Source organism: Pseudomonas sp. AM14(2022), from assembly GCF_036346455.1.
GTDB lineage: Bacteria > Pseudomonadota > Gammaproteobacteria > Pseudomonadales > Pseudomonadaceae > Aquipseudomonas > Aquipseudomonas putida_A.
The window spans coordinates 296,928-315,444 of record NZ_JAOTNY010000004.1; the positions used below are offsets into that span (position 1 = coordinate 296,928).

The window sequence follows — 18,517 nt, forward strand, 5'->3', positions numbered from 1 at the left end:
CAAAGAGTAGGCGAACACGCCGCGCGTGCACGCCCGATGCAGCTTACCGCAACAGATCGATGCGCAGGCCAGAGCCGTCGGCGCTCCCCGCCTCCATCCGTGCCGCCCGTACCCCCTGACCGATCAGCGCCTGACGCCAGGCCTCGGCCTTGGGTCCGGCAATCGTCACGCGTTGGGTGGTGTCGAGGTTCAAGCCACGGGAAATCAGTCGTAACCAGGTGTCATCCGGATCGCCGGTCAGCTGGGGAAAGTCCAGTTCACCGGTACTTTTGAGCTGTCGCAACAGTGTGGCCGAGGTCGGCAGCAGCTCGCCCAACGGTGCACCCGCTTCGAACTGTTCGACATGCAGATAGGCTTTGCGATTGCCGCGGGTGATGCTGTAGAGCGCCACCAAGGTGTTGTCCTTCGGTGCGGCCAGACGCAACAGCAGATAGGCCTGTTGCTCGTCGGCGCCGTACAGCTTGGCGTTACCGAACACTTCATTGGCCCACAGGCTGCTTTCGCCACAATCGCGGGCCTGGCACCAGAACAGCAACTCGGCGTCCTGCTTTTGCAGGGCTTCGCGGGCGGCGGTGAAGGCTTCGGTGGCGGAATGCTCAGGCGGCAACTCGTAGGTGACCGAAGTGGTCTGGCCGCGCGCCGTGACCTGGCCGTCAAAGCGCAACTGGCCGCTGATCTTGCGGATCGAGCCCAGCGGATAGATCCGCTCAAGCTCCACAGGAGGGCGATAGTCGACGATCTGCGCATCGGCCAGACGCGGCACGATCTGCAAATCCTGGCTGCCGGGCACGTCGGCGGCGAACGAAACGGAACTGAACCAGCACAGCGCCAACAGACTGAGTGACCGCATAGTCAGGCTCATCGGATCGGCATGGCTTGGCGGGTCGGGGGCGCAGCGGTATAGAAATCCATCGAGTTTGTCTCCCATTTCAACCCGCCCAGCCTCGACAGTTGCCCGGTGCAAGTCAAGGAATGGCGAAGAAGCGATTGAAACAGTCTGCGACAAGGTCGGCACCGGACTCATCGTTCAGGTGCAAATGATGCCCGCCCGCCAGCTGTTCTTGGCTAAAGGGTAGACGCTCCAGCAACTCCGGATGTTTGGCCAGCATGCCGTCGGCGGCCACCACCAGTTGCGCCGGGCAGGTGATGCGCTGGACGAAAGCCATCGCCTGCTCTTGAGTCAGGCGCAGCGGTGACGGCAGGGTCAGGCGATTGTCGGTGCGCCAGGTATAACCGCCGGGCACCGGCATCAGGCCGCGTTGCGCCAGCAGTTCGGCGGCTTCGCGACTGACCGCCACCAAGCCCTTCATCCGTGCTTCGATAGCGCGGTCGAGGGTGTTGTAGACCGGCTTGCGCTTTTCGCGCAGATCCAGTTGCGCCTGCAGGGCCATGCCCATGCGCTCGGCAGCATTTTCGCCTTTGTCCGTAGGAGGAATCACCCCGTCGATCAACGCCAGGTGGCTGACGCGCTCCGGCAACGAACCGGCCAGCACCAGCGAAACGATCGCGCCCATCGAATGCCCGAGCAGGCCGAAGCGCTTCCAGCCCAATTGCTCGGCGACCTGCAACACGTCGTGCGCATAGTCCCACAACGCATAACCGGCGCCGTTGGGTCGATGCCCGGAATGCCCATGCCCGGCCATGTCCAGCGCGATGATGCGCAAACCTTTGAGCTTGGGCGCCAGGCGTGCAAAGCTGTTGGCGTTGTCGAGCCAGCCATGCAGGGCAATCACCGGCAGACCGTCCTCGGGGCCGAACAAGTGCGCGGCCAGTTCGATATGCGGCAGGCTCAAGCGCACTTCTTCGAAGGTCGGGCTCATGCGCAGTCCTTCTGTTGGCGGCGCTCCCAGCGCGTAAACAGCTCTTTGAGCAGGCGCGCCGTGTCTTGCGGACGTTCCAGCGGAAACATGTGCCCGCCCGGCATGCTCAGTGCTTCACCCTGCGGCAGGCGCCCGACGAATCGGGTGTGATGACGCATGACCACGCGGCTCTTGTGCCCGCGCACCACGGCCAGCGGCACCTGCAATTGGCGAGTGCGACCGGGACTGGTGTGCGGCACGCCGCGATAGATGCTGATTTCGGTGGCCGGATCAAAGCGCAGACGCAGCTTGTCGCCAACCGTATGCAGCCCGTGCTGCAGGTAGGCATCGAAGCATTCCGGATCGAAACCGCGAAACAGGGTCTTGCCGGCAAAATAGCTGCGCGCCGTGTCGAGATCGGCGAACTCTTCGCGCCGCCCCAACGTACGTCCGGCCGGGGTCAGTTTGTCGATAAAACCGAAGCGCTTGGCCGCGCGGATCACCCACTGGTCTGTGCGAGTCAGCACCGGCGAGTCGAGCATGACCACGCCGCGATACAGCTCAGGGCAACGCAACGCCGCGTGCAGGTGCAACACACCGCCAAACGAATGGCCGACGCCCCACACCGGCTGATCCTGTTGCTGCAGATGGTGGATCAGTTCGTCGACCAGGTTGTACCAGTTGTCGTCCGCCGGGAAACGCGGGTCATGGGCATGCTGTTCCAGATGCGCGACCCGATACTCGGGCGCCAGCGCCGCGAACAACTTGCCATAGGTGCCCGAGGGAAACCCGTTGGCGTGGGCGAAAAAGATCGGTTGCGACATGCAGGTTTATCCATGAGCGGAAACATGCCGCTGATTGTCCGCAAGAGCGCGGCCCTGAGCAATGACCGTAACTGCCAGGAATGATGACAGTCCGGTCATGGCGATGGCGCATCTGACCTCAACGCGCCGGCGGCTGCTCGCCCAGTGGCACCACCGCCATGGTCAACCGCGACACACAACTGGCCTTGCCCTCGTCACTGGTCAGGCGGATGTCCCAGACATGCGTGGTGCGGCCGATGTGAATCGGTTTGGCCACCGCGGTCACCCGCCCGCTGCGCAAACCGCGCAAATGGTTGGCATTGATCTCCAGCCCCACGCAGTAGAACTTGCTGGCATCGATGCACAGATAACTGGCCATCGAACCGACGGTTTCCGCCAGCACCACCGAGGCGCCGCCGTGCAGCAGACCGTAAGGCTGGTGGGTGCGGTGGTCGATGACCATGCTCGCCGTCAGCGATTCCTCGTCGAAGGACTCGAAACGGATATCCAGCACTTCGCCGATGGTGTTTTTCTGGATTGCGTTCAACTGCTCGATGTTCGGAGTGGTGCGCCACAAGCTCATCGCAGGCTTCCTTTGTTGTTTTGGTGGTCACTCAATCCTGCCACAGCACCGCCTCGCTGCGCGCGCTCCATTCTTCAAACCGCGCGCCGTAGGTGTCTTCAATGACGTTGCGTTTGATCTTCAAGGTCGGCGTGAGAAAACCGTTTTCCACCGCCCAGCTGTCCTTGACCACCACCAGCCGCCGCAGGCGCTCGTGCTTGTCGAGCACGGCGTTGACCTCTTCGAGCAGTTTTTCCAGGCTCGAATGCAGGCTGGCCCGCCCCTCGTCCTGATTGACGGTGGAGAGTACGCACAAGCCCAGCGGCGCACTCAGGCCATCGCCGACCACACAGACCTGTTCGATCCGTGAGTGCACCGCCAGCCGGTTTTCAATCGGGGCCGGGGCCACATATTTGCCTTTGCTGGTCTTGAAGATTTCCTTGAGCCGGCCGGTCAGGCGCAAGCGCCCCTCGGCATCCTGCTCGCCCTTGTCGCCGGTACGCAGAAAACCGTCCTCGGTGAGGGTCTCGGCGGTTTTCTGCGGCTCCTTGAAATAGCCGAGCATGTTCGCCTGACTGCGCACCTGCACCTCACCGGACTCGTCGATTCGCACTTCGACCTCCGGGCACGGTTTGCCGATCCAGCCCTGTTTGTATTGGCCCGGCAGGCAGATGTGCGAGTAGCCGCAACTCTCGGTCATGCCATAGACCTCCAGCACATCGAGGCCGAGTTTCTGATACCAACTGAGCAAGGTCTGTGGCACCGGCGCCGCGCCGGACAGGGCAACGCGCAAGGCATCAAGCCCCAGCCCGGCCAGCACTTTGTGCCCAACCCGCTTGCCAATGAATGGCAGGCCGAGCAGGAAATCCAGGCGCTTGGCCGGGATCTTGCCGTACACGCCCATCTGGAATTTGGTCCAGATGCGCGGCACGCCGAACATCGCCGTGGGCCGCGCCCGCTGCAGGTCAGTGATGAAGGTGTCGAGGCTTTCGGCAAAGAACACGGTCTGCCCGGTGTAGATCGAGGCCAGCTCAACGAACATGCGTTCGGCGACATGGCACAGCGGCAGGTACGACAGCAGCCGGTCTTGCTCGTTAAGCCCGAACAGTTGCGTGCCGCGAGTCGTGGCGAACCCCAGATTGGCAAAACTGTGCATCACGCCTTTGGGCAACCCGGTGGTGCCGGAGGTGTAGATGATGGTTGCCAGTTGCTCCGCCGCAGGACGCGGATCGTCCTGGATCGGCGAGCTTTTTTGCAGGTCATCCCAACTGAAATCGAACTCGCCGGGCGGGTGCAGCGGCAGGCTGATGGTCGGTAAATCCGCCGGCACACCGACCGACATGCCCGGCCAGTCATCGAGTTTGCCAATGAACGCCAGCACACTTTCCGAATGCGTCAGCACCTGATTCACCGAGTCGGCGGTGAGGTTGGGATACAGCGGCACCGAGACGTGCCCGGCCATCCAGATCGCCAGATCGGCAATGATCCAGTGCGCGCAGTTTTTCGAGATCAGCGCGATATGGCTGCCCTGCGGTAATTCCCGGGCGCGCAGCCAGTGCGCGGCACAACGCGCTTGATGACCGACATCGGCCCAGGTCAGGGTCTCGACCTGCCCGCCGCCGATGGGCTGCACCAGAAAACGCTGGCGCGGGTGCCGGGCCTCACGCTCGTAGAACACGTCCAGCGGCAAACGGAAGGCGGCAGACATGCGACTCGCTCCTGTTTTTTGGGTCTGGAGCAAGCGTAGTCAACCAAGCAAGTGCTTGGTTGGAAAATTCAAACAAATAATTTCAACTGAAAATGAGGGCCCTGTGGGAGCGGGCTTGCTCGCGAATGCGGTCTATCAGTGACATTTACAGTGACTGACACAGCGCATTCGCGAGCAAGCCCGCTCCCACAAGGAATCAGCGTCAGGGGTGCTTGAGGCTGTTGAGGGTCATCGAGCCGATCAGCAGTTCTGGACTTTCCAGCTCGGCAAGACCAGCGGTGCCGACCTTCTCCGGCGGATATCCGGCGCCATGCTGCAGATAGCTCAGCAGGTTGCCCACCAACGGGTTATGGCTGACCAGCAGCACATTGCTCACCGACACCAGTTGATCGGTGACCTTGTCCGGATCAGTCTCCGGCGTCAGCCATTCGACGGTACGGATCTCCGGCTCGAACCCCAGCGCCTCGCGGACAAGCTGCGCGGTCTGTTGCGCACGCAGATAAGGGCTGGCGTAGATCGCCGTCAGTGGCTGGCCGATCAATTGCGCGGCGCTGCTCAACGCTTCTTTGCGACCGTGTTCGGTCAACGCCCGCTCGGAGTCAGGGCACGAGCCGTAAGGCACCGCCTCGCCGTGACGCAACACCCAGAGTTTCATAGCTTGGGTTCCTCATCGCGGGCCGGATGCGGCGCTGGCGGCACGGCGTGCGGTGCTTCGCCTTCCGGGGCACGCGGGGTTGGCCAGTCGGCAAACGGCCAGGGTTTCTGGTCGCTGTGAAAGCTGCCGAAGCGGCCGATCTGCGCGAGGAACTGGCTCAGGCTGTCGCCGAAATTCATCAGGCTGGCGCTCGGCGCGCCGTAAATCAAACGATAGATCAGTTGCACCAGCACCACGGCGCCGAGGATGAACTGCGCCACTTGCCAGACCAGCACGTAGACGATCATCCACAGCACCCGCAGGAGAATGGATTCGTACTTGGCTTCGGTTTTCGGATCGTTCATGGCTCGCTTCCTGTTGAATCAGTTGAAACCGCTGGTGGAAATAAAGTCGACGTCGGTTTTCGGTTCGGCACGCATCAGTAGACCGATCACCTGCTCCAGCGTGCGTCCTTCAAACAGAATCGCATGCAGCCCGGCGACCAGCGGCATGTACACGCCAACCTCCTGGGACTTGGCCTTGAGCACCTTCAGGGTGTTCACGCCTTCGGCGACTTCGCCCAGACGCGACACTGCTTCATCAAGGCTCAAGCCCTGACCGAGGGCAAACCCGACCTGGTAGTTGCGGCTCTTCGGCGACGAGCAGGTGACGATCAGATCACCGACCCCGGCCAGACCGAGGAAAGTCATCGGGTTGGCACCCTGGTTCACCGCGAACCGGGTCATCTCGGCCAGGGCGCGAGTGATCAGCATGCTCTTGGTGTTCTCGCCCATCTCCAGCGCCACCGCCATGCCGGCGATGATCGCGTAAACGTTTTTCAACGCCCCGCCCAGTTCGACACCGAAACGGTCAGCACTGGCGTAAACGCGGAAGGTGCGACCATGCAACGCAGCCTGTACCGCTTTGCAGAGTTCTTCGTCTTCGCTGGCGACCACGGTGGCGGTCAGCGCGTGTTCAGCGATCTCCCGCGCCAGGTTCGGCCCGGACAGCACGCCGATGCGCGCCTGCGGGGCGATCTCTTCGAGGATCTGACTCATCAGTTTGAAGGTGTGGGCTTCGATGCCCTTGGTCAGGCTGACCAGCATCTTGCCGCTCAGGCGCTCGGCGTGGGCGGCCAGCACCGTGCGCAATGCGCTCGAGGGCAGCGCGACGAAGCACAGCTCGCAGGCATCGAGGGTGGCCTGCAGGTCAGTGACCGCAGTCACTCCCGGCAGAATCTTGATGCCTTTGAGGTAACGCGGATTCTCGCGGTTGACCCGGATGGCCTCGGCCTGCTCGGGGTCACGCATCCACTGCCGGACTTGATGGCCGTTCTCGGCCAATAGATTGGCCACGGCGGTACCAAAACTTCCGCCTCCCAGGACCGCAATCGGGCGCTGTTCAGTCATATGCAATCCGTTAATCCATACCAGTGGCGATGCCGGCATTATACGGGGCGACCGGAGCGCGGCCAGCCCCTGCGTCAATTACCGACACTTGTAGGAAGAAGACCAATAAAGCCGAGGAAAATGCCCGCATCGTGACTGGAAAAGTCACTGTCCTCGGTTAACATGCGCGCCAATTCTTTGCGATCAAGGCCGTGCCGTGTCTTTTGGCTCTCCCCCCTCGCGTTCGTCACTGCTGCTGGCGCTGCTGTTCAGCCCGGTGTTGCAGGCGGACGACCTGTTTGTCGACAGCGAAACGCTGCCGCAGGTGCTGACGGCTACGCGCCTGAAACAGACGCCGGCGGAAGTGCCGGGGAGCATGACCGTGCTTGACAGTGAGCTGATCAACGCCAGCGGCGCGCGGGACATCAGCGAGTTGCTGCGGCTGGTGCCGGGGATGATGGTCGGCAACATCAGCGGCAATCAGGCGGCGGTCAATTATCACGGGACCAATGCCAGTGAAGCGCGGCGCATGCAGGTGCTGATCGATGGCCGCTCGGTGTACCGCGCAGGCCTGGCCACGGTGGACTGGAGTGACATTCCGGTGGCCATGGAAGACATCGAGCGCATCGAGGTTTTCCGTGGGCCGAACACCGTCAGCTACGGCGCCAACGCGCTGATGGCGGTGGTCAACATCATCACCCGCAACCCGGCGGACAGCCACGGCACGCGCCTGAAGGTCACCCGAGGCCAGCGCGGTATCAACGATTTCTATGCCAGCCAGGGCACCGGCTGGAATGGCGGCGACTTGCGCCTGTCGCTGTCTGGCCAGGAAGACGATGGCTTCGACAGCGACCGCACCGGCGCCGATTACCGTGACAGCCGCCGCTTGAACCGCTTCAGCCTCGCCGTCAGCCAGACCCTGAGCGACAACCAGAGCCTCGACTGGCAAATCAACGCGAAGGACGGCAGTAACCAGCGGCCCTACACCTACCACCCGGTGTTCTCGGGGATTACCGCTGCCGGGAACAATTCCGACGTGGTCGCCAAGGATTACGCCGGCTCGGTGCGCTGGAATCTCGACATCAATCCCGAACACAGCCTTTATATACAGGGCTCGGCACAACATTGGGATCGCCAGCAGGTGTGGCGCGCCTGTGATGCCGAAGTGTCGTTCAGCCCGCAACTGACCCAACTGTGGCAACTCAACCCGAACTACACCGAACGCCTGGCGCGCAACATCACCCGCTTCACCGGCCCCGGTCCGGAAGCCGGAACGCCGCAGGAAATGGCCCTCGCCAATCAGGTGCTGAATCAGTGGCGCAACGGTGCCAGCCAGACCCTGTGTGGCGACATCGACCAAAGCGCCCGCGAATCACGCTACGACCTCGAATTGCAGGACACCCTCAGTCTGTCCGACAGCCTGCGACTGGTCAGCGGCCTGAACTATCGTTACGACCGGGCCGACTCCGAGACCTACTTCAACGGCACGCTGGACGACACCACCTGGCGCGCGTTCGGCCAACTGGAGTGGCGCGCCAGTGAACACTGGCTGCTGCAGGGTGGCGCCATGTTCGAAAACACCCAATTGATCGGCAGTTCGCTGACGCCGCGATTCGCCGTCAACTACCTGATCAACCCACGCCATGGCCTGCGCGCGGTGTACTCGGAGGCGATCCGCTCGCCGGACATGTTCGAGAACAACGTCAACTGGAGCTATCAGGTGAGCAACCTGCGACCGTCCGCCTATGGCCAGTCCTCGGCGCGCTACTTCGTCAAAACCCGTGGCCCGGGCAATCTCGATCAGGAACACATGCGCTCGCGCGAACTGGGCTACAACGGCTATTTCGCCGAGCTGGGGCTGGCCGTGGACGTGAAGCTGTTCTACGACGAAATCACCGGGATGATCAGCGAGCCGCTGCGCAACAACCAGTACATCGCCAGCAACGCCAACAGCTCGCGCTTTCGCGGCAGCGAAACCCAGCTCGACTGGCGCCTGAGCATGATCGATCGCCTGCGCTTCACTTACGCTTTCGTCGACGCCGAAGCGAGCAATCCGCTGGATCAGCAATTCACCTCGCGCAACAGCGGTTCTGCCGGCTGGCTGCGTGATTGGGGCCACGGCTGGAACAGCGCGCTGTTCTATTACGGCGACAACGCGCTCAACGGCTACCGCTTCGAACGGGTCGACACGCGTATCGCCAAACGCATCCCGCTGGGCAAGGCGCAACTGCAACTGGCCGGCGTGCTGCAGCAGCGGCTCGACAATGAACCGACCACTTTCGTCGACAACAATTACGACGAACGCCGGGTGCTGTACTTCAGCGCCGAGCTGGAGTTCTAGGGTGCGCTACGCCACGCCAAACAAGACGCCAACCCTTGGCCACTGGCTGGCCGGTGTCTGTCTGTTTTTGACCGCGTGGCTGCACGGCGTGGCGGTGCAAGCTGCCGATATTCTGTTGACCGGCGCCGAAGAAAGCCCCGGGGTGCAAGCCTTCGTCCAGGCCCTGAGCGAGCTGCGTCCCACCGACAACGTGCGGTTCCAGCCGCTGGCCAGCCTGCCGGCGCCGGGCAAGTTGCCGGCCAATCTGCGGATGATTCTGCTCGACCTGCCCAGCCTCGACTGGCGCCTGCAGGAGCCCCAGGGCCCGGCGACGCTGGTGTTGCGCATCAGCCGATTGCAAGCGCGGCAACGCCTGGCTGGCGCACAACCGCCGCACTTGAGTCTGCTGTGGAGCGACCCGCCGCTGGGGCGGCAACTGCAACTGATTCGGCGGATTCTGCCGCAGGCGCGCCGGGTCGGCGTGCTGTTCGACCAGCACAGCGAATTCCTGCTCAAGGAGCTGCACCAGGCAGCAGCGCAGCTGAATCTGCAAATCGTCAGCCAGCGTTGGGACAACACCCAGGACAGTCGCCCGTTGCAAAGCGTGCTGAGAAACAGTGACGTGTTGCTGGGTCTCGACGATCCCGATCTGTACAACCCGAAAACCGCGAAAAACCTTTTGCTCAGCAGCTACTCCCGGCAAGTGGCGCTGGTCGGGCCGAACGCGGCGTTCGTGCGCGCCGGCAGCCTCGCCAGCACTTACAGCGATCAGCCCGACTGGCTGGCGATCCTTGACCAGTTGCTCGATCGCCCGCCGGCGACGTGGCCGCGCACGCTCTACCCCGATCGCTTCAAGGTCTCAAGTAATGTGCAGGTCGCTCGTTCCCTGGGTATCGAGCCAATCGATGAAGCGTCTGTTGCCCGCCAGTTGGCTGAAGGAGAAAGCCACCCATGAATCTGCGTCGCCGCTGGGACATCAACACCCGCACGCAATTGATCAGCCTCGGCCCGGCCCTGCTGCTCACGCTGCTGCTGATCAGTTTCTTTACCTTCGTGCGGATTCAGGATTTACGGCAGGAGCTCAATCACACCGGGCAACTGATCGCCAATCAACTGGCGCCCGCCACCGAGTACGGGGTGATTTCCGGCAACAACGAAGTGCTGGAAAGCCTGCTCAAAGCGACCCTGGCGACACCGAACGTGCGCTTTCTGGAAGTGCAGGACAGCGCCAACCGGATTCTCGCCTACGTTGAGCAAGCCGCCGACGCGCACAACCGCCCGCATCAGGTCGAGGTGTTCCAGGCCCCGGTGCGCCTGCAACGGATCGCCCTCAACAGCGATTTTTTCCACGACGCCAAAGCCAGCAACAACGTGACCAGCGAAGACTATCTGGGCCGGGTGATCGTCGGTCTGTCCAACGATGCCTTCAGTCAGCGCCAGCAGGAAATTCTGCTCAAGGCCGGGATTCTGGCGTTGTTTGCCCTGCTCTTCACGTTTGTTCTGGCGCGGCGTCTGGCCGGCAGTCTGTCGGCGCCCATCCGCGATATTGGCAACGCGGTCAAGGCGATTCAGCAAGGCGACTACAAGACTCCGCTGCCGATCGTCGATGACACCGAGTTGGGCGCCCTGTCGCAGCACATCAACAACCTTGCCCAGGCACTGGAACAGGCCAGCCGCGAACAGCATCAGGCGATGGCGCAACTGATCCAGACCCGCGAAGAAGCGGAAAAGGCCAACAACGCCAAATCCGACTTCCTGGCGATGATGAGCCACGAACTGCGCACCCCCATGAACGGCGTGCTGGGCATGTTGCAGTTGCTGGAAACCACCGACATGACCGAGGAGCAGATCGAGTACGCGGCGCTGGCTTCCGAGTCCACCGAACACCTGCTGAAAGTCATCAATGACATCCTCGACTTCTCGCGGATCGAACGCTCGGAGCTGGAGCTTGAGCACATTCCGTTCAACCTCGCCGACCTGATCGGCGCGTGTGCCCAGTCGTTCCAGCACAGCGCGGTGCAGCGTGGCCTGGACCTGAACCTGCGGATCCCCGAGGACATGCGCGCCTTGCAGGTGCAGGGCGACCCGACGCGGATCCGGCAGATTCTGGTCAATCTGGTGGGCAACGCGTTGAAGTTCACCGAGCGTGGCCGGGTCAGCATCGAGGCGCAGTGGCAGTCGCTGGATCACGAGTTGCTGTGGTTCACCTGTTCGGTGCGCGACAGTGGCATCGGTATCTCCTCGGAAAGTCTGGAGTTGATGTTCAATGCGTTCCAGCAGGCCGACAGTTCGATTTCCCGGCGCTATGGCGGCACCGGCCTCGGCTTGCCGATCGCCCGCACCCTGGCCGAACGCATGGGCGGGACGTTGCGCGCGCAAAGCGAAGAAGGCCTGGGATCGGTATTCACTCTGGAAATCCCGCTGGCCTTATATAAGCAGACGTTGCCGCAACTGGCGGCACCGCGTGCAGCCAATGGCAACGGGCATGGTGAGGGGCGCAATGTGTTGCTGGTGGAGGACAACCCGGTCAACCAGACGGTCATCGAAGCCATGCTGCGCAGCCTCGGCTTTACTGTCAGCGTCGCTACCGATGGCGCGCAAGCGGTGCGCAGCGCCGAAGGCAATGATTTCGAAGTGATTCTGATGGACTGCCGCCTGCCGATCATCGACGGTTACGAGGCGACTCGGCAGATCCGCCAACTGCCCGGACGCCGCGAGGTGCCGATCATCGCGCTGACCGCCAACGCGTTGCAGGGCGACCGCGAAACCTGTCTGTCGGCGGGCATGAACGATTACCTGGCCAAGCCGTTCAAACGCAATGACCTACAACAGATTCTGCAGCGCTGGGTGCAGTAGTGACGGTTTTTCGACCATCTGCGACTGGCGTGAAAAGCGAAAGTGCGGCAGTCTTAGGCACCCGAACGAGCCTCAAAAGAGGCTTGAATAAAAATTTCAGTGCACAAGTGTACATTCATGTCCTTGGTGCTGTGACTTTCACCACAACGCAATAGTCTATGAGTAGGCTGCCGGTACGAGGCATGAACGCGTCGATCGGCCGGGAAGTTTTGCCCCACCTGCCGCATGGGATTATTGAGGAGCTCGCATGACCAAACAAAACGCCTTTACTCGGGAAGACCTGCTGCGCTGCAGTCGCGGTGAGCTGTTCGGCCCAGGTAACGCGCAACTGCCCGCCCCGAACATGCTGATGGTGGATCGCATCACCCTGATCAGCGAAGAAGGCGGCAAGTACGGCAAAGGTGAATTGGTCGCCGAGCTGGATATCAACCCTGACCTGTGGTTCTTCGCGTGCCACTTCGAGGGCGATCCGGTGATGCCGGGCTGCCTGGGTCTGGACGCCATGTGGCAACTGGTCGGCTTCTTCCTGGGCTGGCAAGGCCTGCCGGGCCGTGGCCGTGCGCTGGGTTCGGGCGAAGTGAAATTCTTCGGCCAGGTCCTGCCGACCGCCAAGAAAGTCACCTACAACATTCATATCAAACGCGTCCTCAAGGGCAAGCTGAACCTGGCCATCGCCGACGGTTCGGTGACTGTCGACGGTCGCGAAATCTACACCGCCGAAGGCCTTCGCGTCGGCGTGTTCACCTCCACTGACAACTTCTAAGGGTTATTCGCATGCGCCGCGTCGTTATCACTGGTCTGGGCATTGTTTCGTGCCTGGGCAATGACAAAGAGACCGTCTCCGCTAACCTGCGTGCAAGCCGCCCTGGCATCCGGTTCAACCCGGAATATGCTGAAATGGGTCTGCGTAGCCAGGTTTCCGGCTCCATCGACCTCAACCTTGAAGAACTGATCGATCGCAAGATCTATCGTTTCGTCGGCCACGCAGCGGCTTACGCCTACCTGGCCATGAAAGACGCGATCACTGACTCCGGCCTGACCGAAGAGCAAGTGTCCAACCCGCGTACCGGCCTGATCGCCGGCTCGGGCGGCGCGTCGACTCTGAACCAGATGGAAGCGCTGGACATCCTGCGCGAGAAAGGCGTGAAACGCGTTGGCCCATACCGTGTAACGCGGACCATGAGCAGCACCGTTTCCGCGTGCCTGGCCACGCCGTTCAAGATCAAGGGCCTGAACTACTCCATCGCTTCTGCCTGCGCCACCAGTGCTCACTGCATCGGTACCGCCATGGAACAGATCCAGATGGGCAAGCAGGACATCGTCTTCGCCGGTGGCGGTGAAGAAGAGCACTGGAGCCAGTCGTTCCTGTTCGACGCGATGGGCGCCCTGTCCAGCAAGCGTAACGACACCCCGGAACAAGCCTCCCGCGCCTACGACGCCGACCGTGACGGTTTCGTCATCGCTGGCGGTGGCGGCATGGTCGTGGTTGAAGAGCTGGAACACGCTCTGGCCCGTGGTGCCAAGATCTACGCCGAAATCGTTGGCTACGGCGCAACGTCCGACGGCTACGACATGGTTGCCCCAAGTGGCGAAGGCGCGATCCGCTGCATGCAGATGGCAATGTCCACCGTCGACACCCCGATCGACTACCTGAACACCCACGGCACCTCGACTCCGGTCGGCGACGTCGCGGAAATGAAAGGTGTGCGTGAAGTGTTCGGCGACAAGGCCCCGGCGATCAGCTCGACCAAGAGTCTGTCCGGTCACTCCCTGGGCGCCGCCGGCGTTCACGAAGCGATCTATTGCATGCTGATGATGGAAGGCAATTTCATCGCCGGTTCGGCCAACATCGACGAACTGGACCCTGAAGTGGCCGATCTGCCGGTGCTGACCAAGACCCGCGAAAACGCCACCATCAACACCGTGATGAGCAACAGCTTCGGCTTCGGCGGCACCAACGCCACGCTGGTGCTCAAGCGCTGGGAAGGCAAGTAAGTCCCCGCTGCAGAGCCACACATAAAAACGCCCCGACTGGTTCGGGGCGTTTTTTTCGTCTGGAGAAAGTCGCCAGGCACTCCGCTTTCCCTTGTGGGAGCGGGCTTGCTCGCGAAAGCGCTGGCTCAGGTATGAAGGTGGCGACTGACACTCCGCTTTCGCGAGCAAGCCCGCTCCCACAGGGGATATCAGTGCGCCTGAAAATGAAACTTCTGTCATGAAACCTTGCACCCTGCGACCGAATGTCGCGGATTACGCGGGCTGCAGCACTGTTGCAAAAACCGCAACAACACCTTGCGCAAATCAAGCGTTTACTTAGCAAGCTAACAAATCATATAAAAGAGTCCTGCACACGCCTTGCTGCAGATAACTTGAGATTTGGAGCTAGCAGATGACTGTAAAAGTAACTGAACGCGACGATTCACACATGTCCCACGAAGGCGTAGCCGCCGGTATCCGCATCTGGGATGTGCATCAACAAGACTTGCTGGTCGGAATGTTCCACAACGAGATTGACGCCCACAACTACAAGGCCGAACTCGAACTGCAAGAACAGCAGCGGGATCTGAAATCCGCCTGAAGCAATCACAGCATTGAAAACGACAAACCCCGCCATGAGCGGGGTTTGTCGTTATTACAGCTTTATCGGTTTACCACATCAGGTCATCAGGGATCTGATAGGCCGCGTACGGATCGTCTTCGGCATTGACCTCTTCGGTCTGCACGTTGAGCTGCACGATACGTTGCGGGTCGCGCTCCTGGATCTTCAGGGCCGCTTCACGAGGGATCACTTCGTAGCCGCCGGCATGGTGCACGATCGCCAGCGAGCCGCTGCTGAGCTTGTTGCGCATCAACGTATTGACCGAGATGCGCTTGACCTTCTTGTCGTCGACGAAGTTGTAGTAGTCCTCGGTGGTCAGCTTCGGCAGACGCGAGACTTCGATCAACTGTTTGACCTGCGCGGCACGGGCCTTGGCCTCGGCTTTCTCCTGCTGCTGACGGTTCAACTCCTGGTCGCGCTTGACCTTCTCGGCCATGGCTTCCTGAGCGGCGCGCTGCTGCGAATCATCCAGCTCGGCCTGCCCTTTGTGGGCCAGACGCTGTTGCTTCTGCTTGTCTTTGCTGACCTGCTTGGCCTGCTTTTGGTTGACCAGACCTGCTTTGAGCAACTGGTCGCGAAGGGAAAGGCTCATTAATGCTTACTCACTTGGGCAACGGCTCAGCCGCAGCTGGGCAAATTCTTTTCCTGACGTTTGGCTTCACCCCACAGGGCGTCCAACTCTTCGAGGGTGCAATCTTCCATGGGACGACGGGTGTCGCGCAATGCCTGTTCGATAAAACGGAAACGTCTTTCAAACTTGGCGTTGGCGCCACGCAGCGCGGTTTCCGGATCGACCTTCAGGTGCCGGGCCAGATTGACCACGGAAAACAGCAGATCGCCGATCTCGTCGGCCACCGCTTGCGGATCGTTTTCAGACATGGCTTCGAGCACTTCGTCGAGCTCTTCGCGCACTTTGTCCAGCACCGGCAACGCATCCGGCCAGTCGAAACCGACCTGCCCGGCACGCTTTTGCAACTTGGCTGAACGCGACAGTGCCGGCAGCGCGGCAGGTACATCATCGAGCAGTGACAGCTGCTCGGGCGCGGCGGATTTCTCGGCGCGTTCTTCGGCCTTGATCTCTTCCCAGCGCTGCTTGACCTGCTCTTCGCTCAAGCGTGGTACGTCCAGCGGCGCATACAGATCGCCGGTGGGGAACACGTGCGGATGGCGGCGGATCAGCTTGCGGGTGATGCTGTCGATCACCCCGGCGAATTCGAAGCGCCCTTCTTCCTTGGCCAACTGGCTGTAATAAACCACCTGAAACAGCAGATCACCCAGCTCGCCCTGCAAGTGATCGAAGTCACCACGCTCAATGGCGTCGGCCACTTCGTAGGCTTCTTCGAGGGTGTGCGGGACGATGGTCGCGTAGGTTTGCTTGATGTCCCACGGGCAACCGTACTGCGGATCGCGCAGACGGCTCATCAGGTGGAGCAGGTCTTCAAGTGAATACATCTGTCATGCCTCTACACAAAACCAACGTGGGAGCGGGCTTGCTCGCGAATGCGGTGTGTCATTCAGCGCAAATATCGACTGACACGCCCTCTTCGCGAGCAAGCCCGCTCCCACCTTCGAACGAAGCCATCTTCACGGAGTACGGTTACGCCGCGTCTCGATGATGTTCGGCAACTGCGAAATCCGCCCCAGCAAGCGCCCCAGCGCATCCAGCCCCGGGATCTCGATGGTCAGCGACATCAACGCGGTGTTGTCTTCCTTGTTCGAGCGGGTGTTGACCGCCAGCACGTTGATCCGCTCGTTGAGCAGCACCTGCGAGACGTCCCGCAGCAGACCGGAACGGTCGTAGGCGCGGATGACGATGTCCACCGGATAGGTGAGCACCGGCACCGGGCCCCAGCTGACCTGGATGATCCGCTCCGGCTCGCGCCCGGCCAGTTGCAGCACCGAGGCGCAGTCCTGGCGGTGAATGCTCACGCCACGACCCTGAGTGATGTAGCCGACGATCGCGTCGCCCGGCAGCGGCTGGCAGCAGCCAGCCATCTGCGTCATCAGGTTGCCGACACCCTGGATCTGAATGTCGCCGCGCTTGCCTGGCTTGTAGCCAGTGGCTTTGCGCGGAATCAGCTCCAGCTGTTCGTTGCCGCGTTCCGGCTCGACCAGTTGCTGCGCGAGGTTGACCAGTTGCGCCAGACGCAAGTCGCCGGCACCGAGGGCGGCGAACATGTCTTCGGCGGTTTTCATGTTGGCCTTTTCGGCCAGCTTGTCGAAGTCCACCGCCGGCAGACCGAGGCGATTGAGTTCGCGCTCGATCAGGGTTTTACCGGCCGCGACGTTCTGGTCACGGGCCTGCAACTTGAACCAGTGAACGATCTTCGCCCGCGCCCGCGAGGTGGTGACGTAACCCAGGTTCGGGTTCAGCCAGTCACGGCTCGGCGTACCGTGTTTGCTGGTGATGATCTCGACCTGCTCACCGGTCTGCAGGCTGTAGTTGAGCGGCACGATCCGCCCGTTGATCTTCGCGCCACGGCAGTTGTGCCCGATTTCGGTGTGCACGCGGTAGGCGAAGTCCAGCGGCGTCGCGCCCTTCGGCAAGTCGATGGCATGACCGTCCGGGGTGAAGATGTAGACCCGGTCCGGTTCGATATCGACCCGCAGCTGTTCGGCCAGACCACCGATATCGCCCAGCTCCTCGTGCCACTCCAGCACCTGACGCAGCCAGGAGATTTTCTCTTCGTAGTGGTTCGAGCCGGATTTGACGTCGGTGCCCTTGTAGCGCCAGTGCGCGCAGACGCCGAGCTCGGCTTCTTCGTGCATCGAGTGCGTACGGATCTGTACTTCCAGCACCTTGCCTTCCGGACCGATTACCGCGGTGTGCAGCGAGCGGTAGCCGTTCTCTTTCGGATTGGCGATGTAGTCGTCGAATTCCTTCGGGATGTGCCGCCACAGGGTGTGGACGATGCCGAGCGCGGTGTAGCAGTCGCGCATTTCCGGCACCAGCACGCGCACGGCGCGCACGTCGTAGATCTGGCTGAATTCCAGACCCTTGCGCTGCATTTTGCGCCAGATCGAATAGATGTGTTTGGCCCGGCCGCTGATGTCGGCGTCGACGCCGGTGGCCTGCAATTCGTCCTTGAGCTGGGTCATCACATCGCTGATGAACCGCTCACGGTCCAGCCGTCGCTCGTGGAGCAGCTTGGCGATCTGTTTGTATTGATCGGGTTCCAGGTACCGGAAGGACAAGTCCTCCAGTTCCCACTTGATATGACCGATGCCGAGTCGGTGCGCGAGCGGCGCATAGATGTCGAAGACTTCCCGGGCGACGCGGTTGCGCTTCTCGTCGTCAGCGGTTTTCACCGCGCGAATGGCGCAGGTACGTTCGGCCAGTTTGATCAGCGCGACACGAACGTCGTCGACCATCGCCACCAGCATCTTGCGCAGGTTTTCCACCTGGCCCTGAGTGCCCATCACCATCGACTGGCGCGGGCTGAGGCTGGCACTGATTGCCGCCATGCGCTGCACGCCGTCGATCAGTTTGGCCACGACGGGACCAAAGCGCTGGCTGACCGCCGCGAGTTCGATCTGACCTTCGCGGACGCCGCGATACAGCACCGCCGCGACCAGCGAATCCTGATCGAGTTTGAGGTCGGCGAGGATCTCGGCGATCTCCAGTCCCGTGCTGAAACTGCCAGAGCCTTCGGCCCACAGATTCTTCTTGGCATTGGACTGCTGTTCGGCCTCGCGAGCGAACTCGCAGGCTTCTTTCAAGGCTTCGCGATCCAGTGCCATGTCGACACTGACCGCGTGATCGAGCCAAGCCTCGAGATTGATACTGCCGTCAGTGTTGATCGGCTGGTGTGCTCTCACCTGTACCATGCTGCTTTACCTTCCCTACGACG

The 18,517-nt window shown here is 61.6% G+C and carries 17 protein-coding genes; 6 read left to right on the forward strand and 11 right to left on the reverse strand.

Features of this window, described 5'->3' with window-relative positions; all coding sequences use genetic code 11:
• Positions 1–43: 43 nt before the first annotated feature.
• The 8 genes from V3W27_RS10845 to V3W27_RS10880 all read right to left on the reverse strand — a co-directional run bounded on the left by V3W27_RS10845 (position 44) and on the right by V3W27_RS10880 (position 6,915).
• On the reverse strand, positions 44–850 hold the full coding sequence (locus tag V3W27_RS10845; protein WP_330206568.1) for a DUF4892 domain-containing protein: 807 nt from the start codon (positions 848–850) through the stop codon (positions 44–46).
• Between the two features lie 115 nt (positions 851–965).
• The gene (locus tag V3W27_RS10850) at positions 966–1,820 is read right to left on the reverse strand and encodes an alpha/beta hydrolase (protein ID WP_095137174.1); all 855 of its coding nucleotides are present in this window, start codon (positions 1,818–1,820) and stop codon (positions 966–968) included.
• Complete coding sequence (locus tag V3W27_RS10855) at positions 1,817–2,623, reverse strand: alpha/beta fold hydrolase (RefSeq protein WP_330206569.1); 807 nt, start codon at positions 2,621–2,623, stop codon at positions 1,817–1,819. The genes V3W27_RS10850 and V3W27_RS10855 overlap by 4 nt, the downstream gene beginning before the upstream one ends.
• 118 nt (positions 2,624–2,741) lie before the next feature.
• Positions 2,742–3,185 (reverse strand): hotdog fold thioesterase, encoded by a 444-nt coding sequence (locus V3W27_RS10860; RefSeq protein ID WP_027612314.1) that lies wholly within the window; start codon positions 3,183–3,185, stop codon positions 2,742–2,744.
• 31 nt (positions 3,186–3,216) lie between these two features.
• Positions 3,217–4,872, reverse strand: coding sequence for an AMP-binding protein (locus V3W27_RS10865; protein ID WP_330206570.1), 1,656 nt, complete (start codon positions 4,870–4,872; stop codon positions 3,217–3,219).
• A 202-nt stretch (positions 4,873–5,074) separates the two neighbouring features.
• Positions 5,075–5,527, reverse strand: a complete 453-nt coding sequence (gene sixA / locus V3W27_RS10870) for a phosphohistidine phosphatase SixA (protein WP_330206571.1) — start codon at positions 5,525–5,527, stop codon at positions 5,075–5,077.
• Positions 5,524–5,871 (reverse strand): DUF4389 domain-containing protein, encoded by a 348-nt coding sequence (locus V3W27_RS10875; RefSeq protein WP_007968953.1) that lies wholly within the window; start codon positions 5,869–5,871, stop codon positions 5,524–5,526. Before V3W27_RS10875 ends, sixA begins: the two co-directional genes overlap by 4 nt.
• Positions 5,872–5,889: 18 nt before the next feature.
• Positions 5,890–6,915, reverse strand: a complete 1,026-nt coding sequence (locus V3W27_RS10880) for an NAD(P)H-dependent glycerol-3-phosphate dehydrogenase (RefSeq protein ID WP_027612311.1) — start codon at positions 6,913–6,915, stop codon at positions 5,890–5,892.
• 196 nt (positions 6,916–7,111) lie between these two features.
• Between V3W27_RS10880 and V3W27_RS10885 the strand changes: the two genes are divergently transcribed.
• From V3W27_RS10885 to V3W27_RS10910, 6 genes are all read left to right on the forward strand, one after another.
• Positions 7,112–9,235 carry a TonB-dependent receptor plug domain-containing protein gene (locus V3W27_RS10885; protein ID WP_115989130.1) on the forward strand — a complete coding sequence of 708 codons (2,124 nt, stop codon included), beginning with the start codon at positions 7,112–7,114 and terminating at the stop codon, positions 9,233–9,235.
• Between the two features lies 1 nt (position 9,236).
• Entirely contained in the window at positions 9,237–10,169 is a 933-nt protein-coding gene (locus tag V3W27_RS10890; RefSeq protein ID WP_330206572.1) for an ABC transporter substrate-binding protein, read from the forward strand.
• Positions 10,166–12,070, forward strand: a complete 1,905-nt coding sequence (locus V3W27_RS10895; protein ID WP_134787098.1) for a response regulator — start codon at positions 10,166–10,168, stop codon at positions 12,068–12,070. The genes V3W27_RS10890 and V3W27_RS10895 overlap by 4 nt, the downstream gene beginning before the upstream one ends.
• A gap of 247 nt (positions 12,071–12,317) precedes the next feature.
• A complete protein-coding gene (fabA, locus tag V3W27_RS10900) occupies positions 12,318–12,833 on the forward strand; it encodes a 3-hydroxyacyl-[acyl-carrier-protein] dehydratase FabA (RefSeq protein WP_003227150.1) in 516 nt (171 codons plus the stop codon).
• 11 nt (positions 12,834–12,844) lie between these two features.
• Positions 12,845–14,065 (forward strand): beta-ketoacyl-ACP synthase I, encoded by a 1,221-nt coding sequence (gene fabB / locus V3W27_RS10905; protein ID WP_007968959.1) that lies wholly within the window; start codon positions 12,845–12,847, stop codon positions 14,063–14,065.
• Positions 14,066–14,456: 391 nt separating this feature from the next.
• The gene (locus V3W27_RS10910; protein ID WP_095137166.1) at positions 14,457–14,645 is read left to right on the forward strand and encodes a hypothetical protein; all 189 of its coding nucleotides are present in this window, start codon (positions 14,457–14,459) and stop codon (positions 14,643–14,645) included.
• Positions 14,646–14,715: 70 nt separating this feature from the next.
• Here V3W27_RS10910 and V3W27_RS10915 read toward each other — a convergent pair whose 3' ends face one another.
• From V3W27_RS10915 to relA, 3 genes are all read right to left on the reverse strand, one after another.
• On the reverse strand, positions 14,716–15,258 hold the full coding sequence (locus V3W27_RS10915; protein WP_007968960.1) for a DUF2058 domain-containing protein: 543 nt from the start codon (positions 15,256–15,258) through the stop codon (positions 14,716–14,718).
• Positions 15,259–15,284: 26 nt separating this feature from the next.
• Positions 15,285–16,118 carry a nucleoside triphosphate pyrophosphohydrolase gene (gene mazG / locus V3W27_RS10920; RefSeq protein ID WP_330206573.1) on the reverse strand — a complete coding sequence of 278 codons (834 nt, stop codon included), beginning with the start codon at positions 16,116–16,118 and terminating at the stop codon, positions 15,285–15,287.
• A gap of 132 nt (positions 16,119–16,250) precedes the next feature.
• Positions 16,251–18,494 carry a GTP diphosphokinase gene (gene relA, locus V3W27_RS10925; RefSeq protein WP_027612305.1) on the reverse strand — a complete coding sequence of 748 codons (2,244 nt, stop codon included), beginning with the start codon at positions 18,492–18,494 and terminating at the stop codon, positions 16,251–16,253.
• Between the last annotated feature and the right edge of the window lie 23 nt (positions 18,495–18,517).

Coding starts and splice junctions, on each gene's coding strand:
- V3W27_RS10845 (WP_330206568.1), bottom strand. CDS start 850: ATGCGGTCACTCAGTCTGTTGGCGCTGTGCTGGTTCAGTTCCGTTTCG.
- V3W27_RS10850 (WP_095137174.1), bottom strand. CDS start 1,820: ATGAGCCCGACCTTCGAAGAAGTGCGCTTGAGCCTGCCGCATATCGAA.
- V3W27_RS10855 (WP_330206569.1), bottom strand. CDS start 2,623: ATGTCGCAACCGATCTTTTTCGCCCACGCCAACGGGTTTCCCTCGGGC.
- V3W27_RS10860 (WP_027612314.1), bottom strand. CDS start 3,185: ATGAGCTTGTGGCGCACCACTCCGAACATCGAGCAGTTGAACGCAATC.
- V3W27_RS10865 (WP_330206570.1), bottom strand. CDS start 4,872: ATGTCTGCCGCCTTCCGTTTGCCGCTGGACGTGTTCTACGAGCGTGAG.
- sixA (WP_330206571.1), bottom strand. CDS start 5,527: ATGAAACTCTGGGTGTTGCGTCACGGCGAGGCGGTGCCTTACGGCTCG.
- V3W27_RS10875 (WP_007968953.1), bottom strand. CDS start 5,871: ATGAACGATCCGAAAACCGAAGCCAAGTACGAATCCATTCTCCTGCGG.
- V3W27_RS10880 (WP_027612311.1), bottom strand. CDS start 6,915: ATGACTGAACAGCGCCCGATTGCGGTCCTGGGAGGCGGAAGTTTTGGT.
- V3W27_RS10895 (WP_134787098.1), top strand. CDS start 10,166: ATGAATCTGCGTCGCCGCTGGGACATCAACACCCGCACGCAATTGATC.
- fabA (WP_003227150.1), top strand. CDS start 12,318: ATGACCAAACAAAACGCCTTTACTCGGGAAGACCTGCTGCGCTGCAGT.
- fabB (WP_007968959.1), top strand. CDS start 12,845: ATGCGCCGCGTCGTTATCACTGGTCTGGGCATTGTTTCGTGCCTGGGC.
- V3W27_RS10910 (WP_095137166.1), top strand. CDS start 14,457: ATGACTGTAAAAGTAACTGAACGCGACGATTCACACATGTCCCACGAA.
- V3W27_RS10915 (WP_007968960.1), bottom strand. CDS start 15,258: ATGAGCCTTTCCCTTCGCGACCAGTTGCTCAAAGCAGGTCTGGTCAAC.
- mazG (WP_330206573.1), bottom strand. CDS start 16,118: ATGTATTCACTTGAAGACCTGCTCCACCTGATGAGCCGTCTGCGCGAT.
- relA (WP_027612305.1), bottom strand. CDS start 18,494: ATGGTACAGGTGAGAGCACACCAGCCGATCAACACTGACGGCAGTATC.